Annotated in this window: 19 protein-coding genes and 3 pseudogenes; 11 read left to right on the top strand and 11 right to left on the bottom strand. The window is 49.9% G+C overall.

Annotated features, from left to right (window positions below):
- Window positions 1-219: 219 nt before the first annotated feature.
- The 3 genes and pseudogenes from ACQE3E_RS00170 to ACQE3E_RS00160 all read right to left on the bottom strand — a co-directional run.
- Window positions 220-507 (bottom strand): tyrosine-type recombinase/integrase, encoded by a 288-nt coding sequence (locus tag ACQE3E_RS00170; protein WP_313729415.1) that lies wholly within the window; start codon window positions 505-507, stop codon window positions 220-222.
- Window positions 508-933, bottom strand: coding sequence for a tyrosine-type recombinase/integrase (locus tag ACQE3E_RS00165; RefSeq protein WP_427501663.1), 426 nt, complete (start codon window positions 931-933; stop codon window positions 508-510). It lies immediately after the preceding gene.
- Between the two features lie 42 nt (window positions 934-975).
- A pseudogene (locus ACQE3E_RS00160) lies at window positions 976-1199 on the bottom strand (phage integrase N-terminal SAM-like domain-containing protein); the annotation flags it as partial.
- Between the two features lie 141 nt (window positions 1200-1340).
- Between ACQE3E_RS00160 and ACQE3E_RS00155 the strand changes: the two are divergent.
- The 8 genes from ACQE3E_RS00155 to ACQE3E_RS00120 all read left to right on the top strand — a co-directional run bounded on the left by ACQE3E_RS00155 (window position 1341) and on the right by ACQE3E_RS00120 (window position 5739).
- The gene (locus ACQE3E_RS00155) at window positions 1341-1637 is read left to right on the top strand and encodes a DUF1889 family protein (RefSeq protein WP_313729417.1); all 297 of its coding nucleotides are present in this window, start codon (window positions 1341-1343) and stop codon (window positions 1635-1637) included.
- A 123-nt stretch (window positions 1638-1760) separates the two neighbouring features.
- The gene (locus ACQE3E_RS00150) at window positions 1761-2231 is read left to right on the top strand and encodes a hypothetical protein (RefSeq protein WP_313729418.1); all 471 of its coding nucleotides are present in this window, start codon (window positions 1761-1763) and stop codon (window positions 2229-2231) included.
- Between the two features lie 72 nt (window positions 2232-2303).
- A complete protein-coding gene (locus ACQE3E_RS00145) occupies window positions 2304-2633 on the top strand; it encodes a TfoX/Sxy family protein (RefSeq protein ID WP_064024646.1) in 330 nt (109 codons plus the stop codon).
- A 505-nt stretch (window positions 2634-3138) separates the two neighbouring features.
- Entirely contained in the window at window positions 3139-3468 is a 330-nt protein-coding gene (locus tag ACQE3E_RS00140; protein WP_313729419.1) for a hypothetical protein, read from the top strand.
- Window positions 3465-4109 (top strand): hypothetical protein, encoded by a 645-nt coding sequence (locus ACQE3E_RS00135; RefSeq protein ID WP_157197712.1) that lies wholly within the window; start codon window positions 3465-3467, stop codon window positions 4107-4109. Before ACQE3E_RS00140 ends, ACQE3E_RS00135 begins: the two co-directional genes overlap by 4 nt.
- A 162-nt stretch (window positions 4110-4271) precedes the next feature.
- The gene (locus tag ACQE3E_RS00130) at window positions 4272-4580 is read left to right on the top strand and encodes a hypothetical protein (protein WP_313729420.1); all 309 of its coding nucleotides are present in this window, start codon (window positions 4272-4274) and stop codon (window positions 4578-4580) included.
- Between the two features lie 148 nt (window positions 4581-4728).
- Window positions 4729-5169 (top strand): SRPBCC domain-containing protein, encoded by a 441-nt coding sequence (locus tag ACQE3E_RS00125; RefSeq protein WP_313729421.1) that lies wholly within the window; start codon window positions 4729-4731, stop codon window positions 5167-5169.
- A gap of 123 nt (window positions 5170-5292) precedes the next feature.
- A complete protein-coding gene (locus ACQE3E_RS00120; RefSeq protein ID WP_313729422.1) occupies window positions 5293-5739 on the top strand; it encodes an abscisic acid-deficient protein Aba4 family protein in 447 nt (148 codons plus the stop codon).
- Window positions 5740-5764: 25 nt separating this feature from the next.
- On the opposite strand, the pseudogene ACQE3E_RS00115 reads toward ACQE3E_RS00120, so the two are convergent.
- The 5 genes and pseudogenes from ACQE3E_RS00115 to ACQE3E_RS00095 form a co-directional block, all read right to left on the bottom strand.
- A pseudogene (locus ACQE3E_RS00115) lies at window positions 5765-5974 on the bottom strand (IS66 family transposase); the annotation flags it as partial.
- 69 nt (window positions 5975-6043) lie between these two features.
- Entirely contained in the window at window positions 6044-6619 is a 576-nt protein-coding gene (locus tag ACQE3E_RS00110; protein WP_313729423.1) for a hypothetical protein, read from the bottom strand.
- Window positions 6620-6725: 106 nt separating this feature from the next.
- Complete coding sequence (gene tnpC / locus ACQE3E_RS00105) at window positions 6726-8285, bottom strand: IS66 family transposase (protein WP_313728405.1); 1560 nt, start codon at window positions 8283-8285, stop codon at window positions 6726-6728.
- 31 nt (window positions 8286-8316) lie between these two features.
- On the bottom strand, window positions 8317-8667 hold the full coding sequence (gene tnpB, locus ACQE3E_RS00100; RefSeq protein ID WP_313727828.1) for an IS66 family insertion sequence element accessory protein TnpB: 351 nt from the start codon (window positions 8665-8667) through the stop codon (window positions 8317-8319).
- Entirely contained in the window at window positions 8643-9050 is a 408-nt protein-coding gene (locus tag ACQE3E_RS00095) for a transposase (RefSeq protein WP_231883784.1), read from the bottom strand. The genes tnpB and ACQE3E_RS00095 overlap by 25 nt, the downstream gene beginning before the upstream one ends.
- A 1063-nt stretch (window positions 9051-10113) precedes the next feature.
- On the opposite strand from ACQE3E_RS00095, the gene ACQE3E_RS00090 reads away from it, so the two are divergent.
- A complete protein-coding gene (locus ACQE3E_RS00090) occupies window positions 10114-10383 on the top strand; it encodes a BrnT family toxin (RefSeq protein ID WP_313729424.1) in 270 nt (89 codons plus the stop codon).
- Entirely contained in the window at window positions 10367-10672 is a 306-nt protein-coding gene (locus ACQE3E_RS00085) for a BrnA antitoxin family protein (protein ID WP_313729425.1), read from the top strand. Before ACQE3E_RS00090 ends, ACQE3E_RS00085 begins: the two co-directional genes overlap by 17 nt.
- Before the next feature lie 180 nt (window positions 10673-10852).
- Here the strand turns inward: ACQE3E_RS00085 and ACQE3E_RS00080 are convergent, their stop codons facing one another.
- Window positions 10853-11179, bottom strand: coding sequence for a hypothetical protein (locus tag ACQE3E_RS00080; protein WP_313729426.1), 327 nt, complete (start codon window positions 11177-11179; stop codon window positions 10853-10855).
- A gap of 1 nt (window position 11180) precedes the next feature.
- Here ACQE3E_RS00080 and ACQE3E_RS00075 point away from each other — a divergent pair.
- Window positions 11181-11282 (top strand): annotated as a pseudogene (locus ACQE3E_RS00075) (transposase domain-containing protein); the annotation flags it as partial.
- A gap of 118 nt (window positions 11283-11400) precedes the next feature.
- On the opposite strand, the gene ACQE3E_RS00070 reads toward ACQE3E_RS00075, so the two are convergent.
- Together ACQE3E_RS00070 and ACQE3E_RS00065 are read right to left on the bottom strand one after the other, a co-directional pair.
- Entirely contained in the window at window positions 11401-12201 is an 801-nt protein-coding gene (locus tag ACQE3E_RS00070; protein WP_313729427.1) for a hypothetical protein, read from the bottom strand.
- Window positions 12202-12420: 219 nt separating this feature from the next.
- Window positions 12421-14436, bottom strand: coding sequence for an AIPR family protein (locus ACQE3E_RS00065; protein WP_313729428.1), 2016 nt, complete (start codon window positions 14434-14436; stop codon window positions 12421-12423).
- Between the last annotated feature and the right edge of the window lie 471 nt (window positions 14437-14907).

Genomic DNA, 14907 nt, shown 5'->3' with positions numbered 1-14907 from the left:
AATCCAGCGGACTGGTCACGCCTTTACCGCCTTTGTTCAGTACATGGGTGTATATCATGGTCGTGGGTAACTATTCAGAGGCCGTTTGGGGGGAAGGTGGTTACCAATGGCGTCAAGTTAAGCGGTTACAGTCAATGTAAGCCGCTGGCTGAGCGGAGCCGAAGCCAGCGATTTCGCTTCGACTCCGCTCAGCGAACGGCATAGCTGACATCAAGGTATTCACCCCCCCGCTCCGTCGGGAGAGGGCGTTTTTACTTCGCGCTGAATAGTTACGGTTGTGGAGACATCGCTGTGGCCGAGCAACTCCTGCACGGTACGAATATCGTAGCCGGCTTGCAATATATGGGTCGCGAAAGAATGGCGCAGAGTATGCGGCGAAGTCGGCTTGACGACGCCCGCCGCCGCGGCCGCTTTTTTGACATAGCGCTGCACCTGTTTTTCATAGACATGGTGGCGGCGTTCGCCTTTGGAACGCGGATCGACGGAATAATTTGCCGCTGCAAACACCTATTGCCAGCCCCATTCCCTTGCCGCGTTGAGATATTTGACCGCCAGCGCGTCGGGCAACCAGACATCGACTTTCCCCAAGCGCAAATCCTCATCGTGCCAAGACTTGCGCAGCGCCAGTTGTGTCCGCATCAGCTCCAACAAACTATCCGGCAACATCGTTACGCGGTCTTTGCCGCCCTTGCCGTCGCGAACCACAATCTCCTTGCGGGATAACTCCACATCCTTGATCCGCAAACGAACCGCTTCCATCAATCGCATGCCGGTGCCGTAAAGCAAGCGGATGAGGAGGCCTATGGGCGGCGACGCTGATTCCGCGTGTTTGAGCAGTTGCTGCACTTCGGCCGTCGTCAACACCACCGGCAATCTGCGCGGCTTTTTCGAGCGCTCGAAGCCGTCCAACCAAGGCAATTGCACCGCTAGCATGTCGCGATACAAAAACAGAATGGCCGACAAAGCCTGATTTTGCGTGGAGCTGGAGACATGCCGCTGGGTTGCCAGATAGGTCAAGAACCGTTCGACTTCGGCCGCACCCATCTCCGTCGAATGACGCTTGGCGTTAATAAAATAAATTGCTTAATCCAGTAGACATAGGTATCCTCGGTACTCAGACTGTAGTGCTTGAAACGAATTTTATCGCGTACCTGATCCAGTCGTTTTTTTGGCGGTGCCGATGTCGTATTTGTTTCCATAACATGTCCCGTTTGCCCGAGCGAATTCTTTCACAAACAATAACTTGCTATCATGAAAAAAGGATTATACGACATAATGCCCTGGATTATAGGACAAGCAATGTCGTATACATTACGTTATGCACATAGTAAGGAATACAAATGAACGAAATTCTCGAAAAAGCGTTTACCTCTTTATCTACCACCTGCAATAAGACAGCATTACACCCCAACGATGAGGATCGAATTAAAGTAACTCTTCGAGCACTTCATCAAAATGACATTGAAATAGATGTATCTAGTCTTCAGTCTTGGCTTTTAGAAAACGGCTGGCAGCAAAAACCAGTAAAAAATGTAGTTTCGTGGGCAACGGCAGTTTCTAGTGGCGGAAGAGTTCAGCTTAAAAACAAAGCAACTGCACCTACGGAGAAAGAAGTTTGGGAAAGATTAAATGCATAACATGGCGCTCAAAGGGATGTGCCGCCTCATGACGGTTTTAAAGTTTTGTAATTTATCAAGCTTTGGGGCTTCGTTTAGCGTCCGTGAGCGGCACGCCCCTTAGCTCGGCGTTAGGCATAAAAGATGGATCATACAGAAGCTGAAAGGCAGGTCTACTTGACGATTCGGGCATATCTTCTTGCAAACGGTGATCGTGACAATGCCGTTGATCGACTAACAGAAGAAGGCTTGTCAAGAGTAGCAGCCGGATTACGAGCAGATTTGGTTCCAATGGCATTTGGCTGGGGCTTGCTAAAGAAGATGGGAGTGAAGCGGTTCCCATCTGAATTCGATCTTTTGGATACAGGCGAGAAGGTCAAAGTGTCAGACAGCCATGTGTTTACAACTGCCCTTGGCTTTGCTTTAGGAGTTTTCGAAAACGGATACACAGAGATATTCAGTAAAAGGGTCGTAGAAATGCTTGTTTCCAATTCAGCCGAAATTGATGCACTAAACAAGGCGCTTAATGCTGAGCCTGAATTAGAACTCTCTAAAATATCATTGTCATCTTCATTGTTCGGTTATTCGGCAGAAGAATATGCAGCAAATGCCTAACATGTCGCTCCACCCGACCAAAAACCGCTACGCGGTTTTCGTCGGGTGAGCTTGGCGTTAGGCATAAACCGCATGACGACCTCTCAAACAACCATGGACTTTCTCCTAGACCAACTCTCGAGTCTAGGCCAAGTATCCGCAAAAAAGATGTTTGGGGAGTACTGTTTGTATTTGGCGGGGAAACCCGTCGCACTAGTCTGCGACGATCAGCTGTTTCTAAAACCCACGAGTACTGGCCGAGGGTTTATTTCACAGGTAATTGAAGGCTCTCCTTATCCCGGAGCAAAACCCCACCTTTTAGTTACCGCAGACTTGTGGGAAGACAGAGACTGGCTAAGCCAGTTAATTCAGGTTACGGCAAATGAGCTCCCCCAACCCAAGCCCAAGAAGAAAAATGCCTAACGCGAATAAGGTTAGATGGTGCGAGCGCAACGCGCGAAGCCACCATCTGAACCGATTGTCGGACAAGCCCTGGGTTCGGTAGGTCACTTTAATATAAGAAAATAGCTTTTCGGTGTTTTGGGCGGTTGCGGTCTGTTTATGACGTTGCTTTCAAAAAACAGACCGCAGTGATCGTGATGGCGGTTAGGCCTCTCTATCGTCTTGGGCTGCAACCCTTTGAGCTTGAGGTGTTTAAGATGGCTTTGATAGTTTGGCTTGAAATCGGATTCGGGTGATGGTGTCATTGACGAGTAACCTCATGATTCGTCGTGGAATGTCCACTCTTAAAGAGGGCGTGAGGTTACATTTTATGAACTACCTGCCAATCGGGATATTCTCCGCGTTAGCGGCTTCGTCCAACATGGCGCTCAATCGGAGCGCGGTTATAATGCGGCTTTATTCCTCAGCTTTCTGTGTCGCGCCCGGTTAGCTCTACGTTAGGCACCTCAAATTTTCCGGAGCTACTATGTCACGCCCATTTCTCGGTCGATCAGCCATCGTAGATATCATCGAGGATGAAGAGCGCACGAATGCCGTTCAAAAGCGTAAAGGACTGATGAATCATCCGGTGCGCTTTACGGTATGTGGTTACCCAGATCCGAACCGTGGTGGCTGGCATAACATTAATGCGGATCGCACGGTTCCATCGTCTGGTGAGTGCGAGGCACTTCTCAAAGCGGATAATGTCGCGAGTAAGTCCAAGAAGCCTAACAAAGGTAAGGGACCGACAAGTTCCTACACATTAATATTTTGGTACCTTATAAATACAATACATAGGAAAGTAGAAAACTTATGATTAAAAAACTATTATCAACTGCAACGCTTATGTCATTTCCCTTGCTGGCGGCAGGGGCAAATACAGCAACAGATACAACGACCATCCTTATTATTAATGAGTCATCAAGTATACTTACTTACAACCCATCATATTGGGATGAGCCTAGAGAGCTAATTAATGCTAATTTTGGTGGATTAGTTCGGGTCTTACAAACTGATTACTATATCGATACTAAGTATGACGGTACTCCAAGTTATGAGCCTTTAACTTTACGTAACATTAGTATAAATTTTCCAACATTAGATCTTCCACCTGAAGTATCTGGTTTCAGTCCTATATATAGCATCGGTCCTTTTAACATGTTTGGCACAGAAATATCCGGTTTTGAGTGGAATTTTTGCGCTCTTGAAACCGCAATGGGATATATGTGCTCAAATACAACTTTGCATTGGGGCGTTCCTGAAAGTCTTGTGGGCACATTTGATGGCACACATCTTATAATCGACGGGTATCTATCGCATGACTGGTCAGGAGGTTACTATAGCTTTCACGTCGAGGCGTCACCAGTGCCACTACCAAGTGCTTTAGCACTATTTGCCAGTGGCATTGCCGCAGCATTTGGAATGCTAAGATTCAAAGCATCAAATAAGCCCGCGTAGATACTATTAGCGATAGCATAATCGGAGGAATGTTGGTTTGAATTGTGCGAACACAAGCTAATCCCAGTAGCCCGTTGCAAAAGTGAAATCGCCGTCCAACCCCTCATTCAAGCGGGACGCCTCACGGCACACCTTAATTTAAGCGTTAGGCCAGGAATATTTATGACCACAGCCGCTTCAAATGCAAAAAGTAGTATTGAGGTAACAGTTACGCACAACCCTTTTGCGTTCTTCTATAAAGCACTCGCTGCTACGATTACGATCAACGGAAATATAGAACGCAAACCTTGGGGGAAATATGTCTATGATTTACCTCCCGGAGATTACGAAGTCGCTGCATCCTATCCATGGATTTTGCGCGAATGTGGTAAAAATTCCGTTCGTTTTACTCTAGCGCCAGGTCAAACAAAAAAAGTTAGATATTGCGCCCGGTTAATACGCTTCATTCCTGGCGCCATCAGCGTTGCTTGAAACTCAATACTAACCCGCATGTTGTTTCAAAATAAAAACCAACCGCAATCGAAGAACCACTCACATGCCCGCTTGCGCGAAAAGTTGAGTAGGCCGGTGAATTAAGACGTTATGCAGTAATAACCCAACTTACCTCGGAGTCATGGTTATGAGTGAAGATAGAACAATGCGCACTTCCAGAAACTTGCCATACACGCCCAAGGAAATATACCGCGCTTTTGCGTCGGCTGATTTGTTGGCTTTATGGTGGGGGCCTGAAGGTTTTTCCAACACCTTTGAAATTTTTGAGTTCACTGAAGGTGGTCGCTGGAAGTTCATCATGCACGGCCCTGATGGGAACAACTATCCCAATGACAGTTTCTTCGAGGAACTTGTACCTGATACCAAAATCGTGATCCATCATGATTGCCCTCCAAACTTCAAGCTTACCGTGCAACTCATTCCTGTCAGCGAAGGTACGCACTTGACTTGGGAACAAGTATTCGAAGACGCCGAAACAGCTCAAGCCGTCAAGCAAAGGGTTGGCTCCGCAAACGAGCAGAATATTGATCGTCTGACACGTGTGCTCGGCAAAGGCCCCAATGCATAACATGGCGCTCGATCGGAGCTCGGTTTTACAACGGCTTTATTTTTCAGTTTTCCGTGCCGCGCCCGGTTAGCTTTAGACCTCACACAAACCCGCCGCGCATGCGGCCAAATAAGGGACATCACCTTGCCCGAAAGCGCCTTCTCCATCGTAAGCATTGCCGCCATGGCGGCCTGGTTGGGCCTTGCGTTCGCGGCTCCACTACGGGCCGGCCGAGCTCGCGAGAACATCTTGTTCGTCAGCGGTCGAGTAGCACCACTCCTGCTCTGCACGGCTTATGTCGCGTTTCTCGCTCGGTACTGGGGCTCAACGCCCGGCGGAGGATTTCAGTCGCTTGAGGCCGTGCAGATTCTGTTCGCCGCCCCTGGCAAGATGCTCGGCGCTTGGACGCACTTTCTCGCCTTCGACCTTCTCGTCGGCAGGTGGTTGGTCGACGACGCCTCGTCCGAAGGCAATTCCCGCCTTCCGCTTGTTATCGCCCTGCCCACCACGTTCCTGTTTGGCCCGCTCGGACTATTGCTTTACCTGGCAAGTCGAGCGCTACTCAGCGCAAAGCGGGCGCGGCCGCAGTGAGGTCTACCCCACTTAGTTCAGTTAGTTATAGTAGGATTCGGCGGCCCATGGCATTCGTCGTTCGATGTCCGCAAGCGTTCGAGCCTTGCGCAGTCCTTTTGGCGCTGGCCTTGGCGCCGTTAACGGTATCGGCGAAAATCCAATTGTCGCGGCCAATCCGGAAGGGGCGAATGGCGCGTTCGACGGCATTGTTGTCGAAGTCCAGCCGCCCGTCTTCGCGATAGACGGTGAGCGCTGCCCAATGCGTGCCCGGTACGCCAAGGCTTTGCCGATCAGGCCGCTCGGTAAGACTTGGGTTATCCGATTAAGGCGCGCAACTGACGACCAACTCGTCGCTGAATTGGCCGACTTCAACATCCTTGACCACATAAACCGCCGTATAACGCCGTAACTCCGGCTTGCCGGCAATCAACAGCGGACGGTTATCGACATAGCGGGTTAGCGTATCGCGCGCTAAAAACAAAAACTCGCTATCGTTGTCGCGTTGCGAATAAATATTGATGCCGTCGCTTTTGGACTTTTGAAAACTCAACACCACAATACCGCCGGTCTGATCGACCGCCTTCAAAATCGGTTTGGCATCCGATAAATCCGTACTGATTTCCGCGCCGACGATACCCAGCAGATTGCCGAGCGCATCCGTGTAACTGGGATGAGATTTGATACGCCGAGCCAAAGCTCTTACCTTATCCTCCAATTGATTGCGATACGCTTGTTTCTCGGCGGTGGCATGATGAGAGGCAGCCGCGGCAATATTGGCGGCGGCCACTTTACCGTGCAGTTCCTTATTATCGCTACCGCAGCCGGCAATATCCTCATCGGATAAGCCCAGCTGCGTTTTCAAACTGGCAAGATTCAAGATAAATCGATCATGCCACATCAATAACTCGCCATCGGGACGCGGAAAATAATCCGATTTAGCGTAAGCGATCTTTGAAGGACGCACTAGAACTGAAACGGACAATGACTTAACCGTTGGCGTACGATTAGTCCGTTAGGGCGTCGAGATTCCAAGGCAACAGCGCTTCGAACTCTTCGACAGTTTTTGCGGTGGGAAGCTTTCGGAACAGATCGACCAGATAGGTGTAAGGGTCGACGCTATTGGCCTTGCAGGTTTCGATCAACGAGTAAAGATTAGCGCTGGCACGGGCGCCGGCCACCGTATCGCAAAACAACCAATTGCGGCGGCCCACCACGAAGGGGCGTATGGCGTTTTCGCAGAGGTTGTTGTCGATGGGCCAAGCGCCGTTGTCGACGAAGCGGATCAGTTTGGACCACTGCGATGACAAGTAATGCAAAGCCTTGCCCAGCAAACTACCGGGGATTACCGCATGCAGATGTTGTAGCAGCAGGGCTTCGATTTTGACCAAAACCGGTCGGCTTTGCTCCTGGCGCCGCTGCCCACGCTGTTCGACGCTCAGGTCTTCCGTCTGAGTTTCAATCGCGTACAGTTCACCCATCGCCGCGATAAACTGCGTCGCCAGTTGCTCCGGGCCGCGCGCGGCTTTAGGAATGGCGGCTTCGGCCTCGACAAAATAACGCCGCGCATGCGCCCAACAGCCGAGGTGAATCGCACCCCGGCTGGCTGCAATGGCGTTATACACCTCATAGCCGTCGCTCATCAGTACCGCGCCGGGTTTGATGCCTTCATACAACGGCTGCGCATGCGTTCCGCCGCGCCCCGGCGTGTAGCTGAACAGCCGAATCGGCGGTCCGGAGCCGGTCATTTGTGCCCACAGATAGCTTTTGCTTTGCGCGGCTCGGCCGGATTCTTTGAGCACTTGAACCACGGTTTCGTCGCCCAGGATCAGATCGGCATCGAGCAGATGGTCGCGCAGCAAGTTGATGATGGGTTGCACTGCGTCGCCAACCCGCACCATGCTAGCCGCCAGCGTGTTGCGCGACAGATCGCCGCCGAAACGGCTCAACAGCGCGGCTTGCCGATACAGCGGCAGGCTATCCTGGTATTTGGCGGTGACGACCCAGGCTAATGCCGTTTCGGTGAGTAAGCCTTTGGGGATGATGCGAACCGGTGCCGGCGTCACGCGAATGCTTTCATCGCAGCACGGGCAGGCATATTTGACGCGGTGATGTTGAATGACTCGCACCTGTTGCGGCACGATGTCGAGCTGCTCGCTGATTTCAGCGCCGATTTCCACCAGACGAGTACCGTCATGCGCACAGATGCGTTCGGCTTCCGCTAATTCATGGCGCACGATCTCACGCGGCAGATGCGGATCGAGCGGTTTGCGACCGCGTTTCTTACGGCGGTGACCGGCCACCTCGACCGCTTCGGGCGTGGCTTCCTCGGCGATTGGAGCACCGTTCGGCGCCAACACTTCGGCTTCGTTCAGGAACAGGTCGCGCTGGGCCGGATTGGCCCGCGCCTCGGATTTTGCGGCATACAGCCTATGCAGAAAGGCATCCACACGTTCTTTCAATAAATCCCGCTCGACCGTCACCAACCGCAGTTGACTCGCCAGCCGTTGCTGCTCGGCCAGCAAGGCTTGGTAGTCTTCGGTGGACAGCGTGATGGTGGGCGTCATGCCGTTATTTTACCGGCTTTACATCCGCGTTTCAGCCCACTTGGGTATAGGTTCGTGCCGGATGCGGCCGCATCGCGGCCAAGTCAATACCGGCTAACAACCAGTGGAGTTGCTCGACCGTCAACATCACAACTGCTGCCTCTTTCGGCCAGTGAAAACGGTCGGCTTCCAGCCGCTTGAGCATCAACCAAAAACCGGTGCGGTCCCACAACAGCAGTTTGATCCGATCCCGCCGGCGGTTGCTGAACACGTAGATGGCCGGCTCGAACGGATTCAAGCCTAATGCCTGCTCAACCAGCAGCGCTAAACCATTGATGGCCTTGCGGCCGTCGACCGGCTCGCGGTGCAGGTAGACCTTCAATCCTGCGTCGAAACGAAACATGGCAGCTCGGCCAACGCCTTCAAAATCACCGGCAGGTCGCTCAGTGCGACAGGCTGTAACGCGAGTTTAACGCCGTTGGGCAACTCCGCACTGAGCGCTGACTCAGCCGGTTTCTCTGCGCTCAGCGACTGAACGGGCACAAAAGCCGGCAACGTTAATGGACTGTTCGGATTCGGATGTCCTGTTTCTCGGTAATGCCCCATCCACTTGCGCAGCAGATTGGCATTGATACCGTATTGCAGAGCGATCTTGGCAACCGATGTGCCCGAATGCAAGCAAACTTTCACTAGCTCCCGCTTGGCTTCCGGATCATAAAGGCAACGGCCGTCTCGCCCGTGCCCCACGATTAATGGCCGCGATAATCGCGTGTTATGCTCCTTCATAGGTGTCCACCTGATTATAAGTGGACACTATCTTCGTTCCTTTCGAGCTGTTTATACAGATGCTGTTAAAGGACCGCTTACGATTTAGCCATGGGATGCTCTCCTTTTTAAAACAAAGCGATTAAAGCCATGCGGGAATCGGCGAATCCGAAAGCCGGCATAGCGGAAATGATCCATCGACGGGATTTCTAACACTAAAAATAGGTCGCGACGAATTATAGGTAAGCTCTCCGCTTCTACAAGTGCGGTAAAATGTCGCACTATTGGCCGATAAAACAGGGCGAAGGCATGAGCAATCGCCTTGTGGTCATTTCCGAAGCATCCGGGCGGGTTTCCGACGGCCGCGAAGGCGTTCCCAAAGGCTTGGAAGACGCATAAATCCAACCCGAAGGCACATAAAAATGTCCGGAAGGCACCTTCGCAACCCAGGAAGGCGCATCCGAAACACCGGAAGGCACGCTCAAACCAGCCGCAGGCACCTTCCAAAGGCCGGAAGGCAACTTCTAGCGTTTTTTATACGCCTTCGGCTTGGGTTTATATGCGGTCGGGGCTCATGGGAATGCGTTCAAGCCGATTTTATGCCGCAATTTCTGGGGGTCTCGCCGATTTTGACTGGTAAGCTTGGCTCATAAATCAATCGTGAGCCACAAGAAAACACCTTTTATTACAATCGCTTATTTTTATATATGGCACTTGGCGCCGTTGTTTGCGCTCAAGCTTGCCAGATAGAACCAATTTTGAGCCAAATGATGGGAGATGGGAAAGTACACCGATCCTATCCGTCTTGGCTAAAACTGGCCGTCCTAATCCCAGTTTCAATACCACTCTAATGTGTGACGCATCATGCCTGTCGTCTAATACGTTCAGAGCGAGTAGACCTTGGACTTGCAACGCTTCGGCGTATACCTCCATGGCATTTTGTCTGTCACGAGCCAGAGAAAAAAACTTGCCCAGAGTATCGATGGCATCTTGTTGTTAGCCTTTCTAAGGTCAGCATCGTAAATTCATGAAAGTGGGATGAGTCATGATGGGCTTATCATGATTTTGTCTATACAATAACCTGATGAGATTGACTTTTGATCCCGCCAAGAACGCCCGAAATATCCAGGAACGCGGTTTGCCTTTCACTATGGTCGAAAACTTCGCTTGGCAACATGCCTTGATCATGGAAGACACCCGCCAGGATTATGGTGAACGGCGCTTCAGAGCATTCGGCAGGATTGAAGACCGTCTTTTTGCCGTGGTGTTTACAACCCGTGACGATGCCCTGCATATCATCAGTTTTAGAAAAGCGAATAAACGAGAGGAAAAACGCTATGGCCAATCGAATTAACCCCGCTTCGCTCGACGAGGATAACCCGGAATGGACAGAACAAGACTTTGCCCGCGCTCGCCCGTCATCAGAGGTGCTACCGGAACTTTTTGGTGAGGAAATCGCAGCTGAAATGCTAAAACCCAAAGGCGGCAGGCCGCGCAAGGCTAATCCCAAAGTATTTACCGCCATTCGTCTGGATGCCGATATTGTCGAGGCTTTCAAGGCAACCGGAAGCGGCTGGCAAACCCGCATCAATGACGCCCTGAAAACGTGGTTGAAAGAACACCCGGAAAATAGAACGGGCTGATTTTCATCATGGTCACAACGCCTTCAAGTCGTTACGTTACTATTACGTATGACAGCTCTTGAATAGATAGCTGCCTTTACGTATTTACCTGTAAATGCTTTATGCAATACTTGACCCCGTTTCTGTGCTCCCTAGAAGCCATTTGACCTTGAAAGGGACTCATATAAAGTACTTTGTAACTTAAATAGCAACATTGTTTAGAAGCGAATACCAAACTGAAGGTGGAATCGGTGTTTGAAAATGACGATAAGCAATGAGATCTAGCCCAATAAGTTGTTCCTTGGCTGCCGGTGAGTCAAAGAGAATTTTTCCAAAATCAGATTCCCGAATCATATTCATCTGTTTTCTATATTCTGCTGCCGTTGGTGGCAAATGGATTGGCGCTTCGGTCGCACCGGAATCGAAATGAGCCGTCTGGAAATAGAGATATTGATATAGGTCTTTTTCAGGATGCCAGATTTGGATACATACATTAGGGTATGCATCTTTAACATTTTCCGCTAACACCTACACCTATCTGGTGGCGTTGTTCCGCCAGTTACCCCAGGCCAAAACCGTCGAAGACTTCGAGGCATTGCTGCCTTGGCATTTCAACAATTCAATAACCTAACAAACCCGTAACGCTCTGTTCGGAAAATCAATGACGGGGTTCATAAAGCGCTTACGCATAACGGTGAGGTAACCGGCCCTGCGCAACTTCATCACTAAGCATCCGGAGGGTGAATGCATTAAACCTCCATAGCGGCTTTCTTCAACGCTGACGTTAACTCTCGTGCAAGCTGAACGTAATGGACCACTGACTCGGCCGGAGGATTGAAATCTGGGTCATGTACTGCGTTGTTTCGAAGGGATCGGAGATCGTGAAAAAGAGCAACGTAATTGAAGTCAAGGATTTCTGCCCTTTGAATTTCTCGCATCAATGGTAAAACCCCTCTGATTGGTCGAACCGCTGGCCGAGCGAGCCCTTTAACTTCATGGAGCCATTGGATTGCGGCTTCAACCTCAAGCCAAGCAGATAAGATTGTTCCTCTTGGATTGGCAGCGGCACCCTCGATAGCAGCAGGCGTTACCGCTTGAGCATCGGGTGTTCGCTCAATCTCAACTTCCTCTTCAGTTTCTCTCAACTGATCAGCAAACTCTGCTTCCGCTGCGCCAGCTTTGAGACGCTTAAGACGAGCCAGGAGAATTGCCAGTTCTTTCTTGAAATAATGGGCAATAAAGACTGCGGCGATGGGCCAAGCAATGCTGGAAAGAATTTTTGCTATCGCTTCGAGTAACTTTTCAAGAGACGTTGGTTCGGAATGCCCATCCGTCGCAGACTTTTCGACCATGGGGTCACCGACATATTGAGTCACTGTTGCCGAACCGCAAAAAACGGTCACTTCATGGACGTTTGGTTTCGCTGAAGAGGCTGTTACATTCTTCCGTGCTTGGGGGCGTGAAGGACAAGCCTTGGCTTCTTCAGCACACACCGAGAAAGAGGCGAGCACAAAGGCCGCAATAGCGAAGACAATTTTTATAAGAGACATAGACCTCAAGGTACGATCATGGGTTTGACAGCTAACCAATAAAGAAGTGTTTCAGTAAATTACCAAGCAAAATCTCATTTGAGCGATAACTGATTGGTTGGTATAGAACTTCCTACACGGTATATCATTCGGTGATCAGAAATAATGGCCAAATATGGCCCGACCAACGCCCTCGGTGCATTGAAACAGCATGCGGTAACGTTCAGGCTGAGCGCAGTATTAGGTTTTGTTCGTTAGTAGTTCAAGGGTATCCGGATCCACTCGTTCTGTATCGAAAGCAACTACATTGCCTTCGGGATCGTAAAGAACACCATCTCGTTGCCTAAGAAATACACCATCTTCGATCAACATCTCGACAGCGGCAAAGTAGGCCGAGGTTTCACACCCCAATTCTGCACATACCTTTTTATTTATTCCCGGCTTCCAGGGTTGAGGTGGTAGCAAAGCTCGTACCCTTTCAACAAATTCGCTAGTAATAACGGGGCGTAACGGAGTTCGGCACGACGGCTGGTAAATTACAGGTTGGGTGTTCGAGAGCGCCTTCCCGCCCGTTATACCAAACGTGCTTGCCGCCTTTTCACATGCTGCAAGCACATTCTTACGCGATGTCCAGCCTCCCATTCGAGCGCTCGCGGATTCTTGGGCATTCAGTTGATGCCAAACCTGCTCGATTGCTTGGGGCGTAATTTGGGAGACATCTAAGGTGGCAAGCTCTGTGGCCGAATACGTAAACTTGCGAAAGTGTTGTGCCAAAACCAAAAATGCCGTCACATAGCGCCAACCTTTAAGGAACCTGTCTGTTGCTTTCCCTTGTGGTCGCAGAATCTCCAACTCGATATCGACTTTCTTCAGGAGCTGAACAATCCTAGGCCAGACATCGAGCTGTACTGCCTCATCAAAGACAGCCTCGTAAGTTTCCGTTGATCTCATGAACTTGGATCTGAGTGAAGCCGCAATGTGTGGTTTCTTGAGCATGAGAGCGACATAGCCGGCGGCTGCATATAGTGGAGTCACCAACTCGGCAGGAGGGTGCCCTTGGTTTGCGTAAAAGTTTTTCCTTCGCTCGTAGAACAGTCCATGCCGCAAAAAGACATCCTCAATATCTCGTTGAATTTTGTCAGTAGCGTGGAGCGAAGCCAACTCGACGTCTGTTTGGTTGTTTGTTGCGCGAATAATGGCGTCACGTATGGCTTCGTCTTTTGTGACAATCACCTTTACCAGGACACAACGATCATCAAGACTCCCCGGTTCTTGCTCAAAGTGTCTAAAAATTGACTCCGTTGTTTGAAGGCCATTAACGATTTGAATATCACTTACTTGGATTGATTTGCCTGTAATCGCAGCAGAAGTAGCCAGAACAGTCACACCATTGTTTAGCCACCAGAAATCAGGCGAATTCTTGTTATCGAGCGTTACCTTTATGTCTTCATTCACGCGATTGAGACCCATGAAGTCTCTGACATTGGACTCAAATAGGTAGCGCCGGAGCTTTCCTCCATCGGAAATGAATTTATAGTAGTCGGAAAGTCGTGCAAGAACCACATAACGTTCGCCTTTTGACAGTGCCTCGACGAATGGTAACTCCAACGAGTAGTTTGGAAATTTTCGATGGAGTTCTACAAGCTCAGTAGCGCCGACGAAGGTGAAATTGGATGTACAGGATCGAAAGCTATCTTCTGCAAGCAATGCTATTTGTCGTCCGCGGGCTGCAACCTCGTCACCAATTTCACCAGTGTCCCCACGCGATGCGTAGTACACATTAACTGTAAAGTTTGCGAGTCGTGGCGAGAGCTTTCTATATGCGAACTTCAGGTTTCCACGCATACGCAGCAGGTCTTCGGAATACCCTCCTTTTAGCTCTACGTCATCAATTGAAAAATCTAGCAACTCTGTAAGAGTTGCAATAAGTGAGTCTAATGTTGCTTGCTTAAAGGTATCGTGATGCTTGCAGCTAATCAGAACTAGCTTAAGCTCTGAGTTGGAGCGGGGCCATACAAAAGATTCGACATCCTGTAGCAGATGACCATTTACTAGGATGAAAAAACCATCGATTCCACCGTCCCCCCTTCCGTCAATTGATCCGTAAAGAATCTCATCAGTCGAGAGATCGAATTCTTTTAGGATTTGCTCCAATGCGAGGTACTCAAACGCCTCATCACGCTTTTCCGATGGTTGTTTGCTTACAACACGATCGTCAATAATTCCATCTAATAGAAGTCGGTCGTTCTTTGCCATGCTGCGGATTTTGATGAATAAGTTACCAATGAATTCGTTAACTGCATATCCAATCTAAAAATGCACAGCTGAGCGAGAATTTATTTTTTGCATTTATGACTGGTGACGGTCAAGTTGCTGCCATTGAATCACTTCGGAAGACAGGCCGCAACGGGTCGATAGCGACAGTTCGAGTTATCAAAAATCCTCGCTCTGTACTGTCGCAAACATATTGGAATTGGGGATGGTTTGGGGTGGAATATTGCGCTGGTATAGGCCGGGAATATGCAGTGGCATTCAGTGCACAATTGAATCAATATGGCTGCTGTAGACTGCTTTTGCCAGAATTGACCGACACACTATGTGCATTTTTTCCATTCCCTTAGATTTTTCCCTATCAAACCAAAAATCCTGACAATCAAAATCAATTTAGGAGAGCAGGTACCATCCCAAGAAAGGGCACCTGCCTCGCGAGTGCTCAGTTTGAAATAA

Origin of the sequence: Methylomonas sp. MED-D (assembly GCF_050276835.1) — a bacterium.
Lineage (GTDB): Bacteria > Pseudomonadota > Gammaproteobacteria > Methylococcales > Methylomonadaceae > Methylomonas > Methylomonas koyamae_A.
This window is presented reverse-complemented; position numbering and strand designations above follow the sequence as displayed.

Excerpts from the sequence above, each read along its gene's own strand:
- ACQE3E_RS00085 (WP_313729425.1), top strand. The coding sequence starts at position 10,367 with ATGGCCAATCGAATTAACCCCGCTTCGCTCGACGAGGATAACCCGGAA.
- ACQE3E_RS00090 (WP_313729424.1), top strand. The coding sequence starts at position 10,114 with ATGAGATTGACTTTTGATCCCGCCAAGAACGCCCGAAATATCCAGGAA.
- ACQE3E_RS00165 (WP_427501663.1), bottom strand. The coding sequence starts at position 933 with ATGCTAGCGGTGCAATTGCCTTGGTTGGACGGCTTCGAGCGCTCGAAA.
- ACQE3E_RS00070 (WP_313729427.1), bottom strand. The coding sequence starts at position 12,201 with ATGTCTCTTATAAAAATTGTCTTCGCTATTGCGGCCTTTGTGCTCGCC.
- ACQE3E_RS00150 (WP_313729418.1), top strand. The coding sequence starts at position 1,761 with ATGGATCATACAGAAGCTGAAAGGCAGGTCTACTTGACGATTCGGGCA.
- tnpC (WP_313728405.1), bottom strand. The coding sequence starts at position 8,285 with ATGACGCCCACCATCACGCTGTCCACCGAAGACTACCAAGCCTTGCTG.
- ACQE3E_RS00145 (WP_064024646.1), top strand. The coding sequence starts at position 2,304 with ATGACGACCTCTCAAACAACCATGGACTTTCTCCTAGACCAACTCTCG.
- ACQE3E_RS00155 (WP_313729417.1), top strand. The coding sequence starts at position 1,341 with ATGAACGAAATTCTCGAAAAAGCGTTTACCTCTTTATCTACCACCTGC.
- ACQE3E_RS00110 (WP_313729423.1), bottom strand. The coding sequence starts at position 6,619 with ATGTGGCATGATCGATTTATCTTGAATCTTGCCAGTTTGAAAACGCAG.
- ACQE3E_RS00095 (WP_231883784.1), bottom strand. The coding sequence starts at position 9,050 with ATGAAGGAGCATAACACGCGATTATCGCGGCCATTAATCGTGGGGCAC.
- tnpB (WP_313727828.1), bottom strand. The coding sequence starts at position 8,667 with ATGTTTCGTTTCGACGCAGGATTGAAGGTCTACCTGCACCGCGAGCCG.
- ACQE3E_RS00130 (WP_313729420.1), top strand. The coding sequence starts at position 4,272 with ATGACCACAGCCGCTTCAAATGCAAAAAGTAGTATTGAGGTAACAGTT.
- ACQE3E_RS00125 (WP_313729421.1), top strand. The coding sequence starts at position 4,729 with ATGAGTGAAGATAGAACAATGCGCACTTCCAGAAACTTGCCATACACG.
- ACQE3E_RS00140 (WP_313729419.1), top strand. The coding sequence starts at position 3,139 with ATGTCACGCCCATTTCTCGGTCGATCAGCCATCGTAGATATCATCGAG.
- ACQE3E_RS00065 (WP_313729428.1), bottom strand. The coding sequence starts at position 14,436 with ATGGCAAAGAACGACCGACTTCTATTAGATGGAATTATTGACGATCGT.
- ACQE3E_RS00135 (WP_157197712.1), top strand. The coding sequence starts at position 3,465 with ATGATTAAAAAACTATTATCAACTGCAACGCTTATGTCATTTCCCTTG.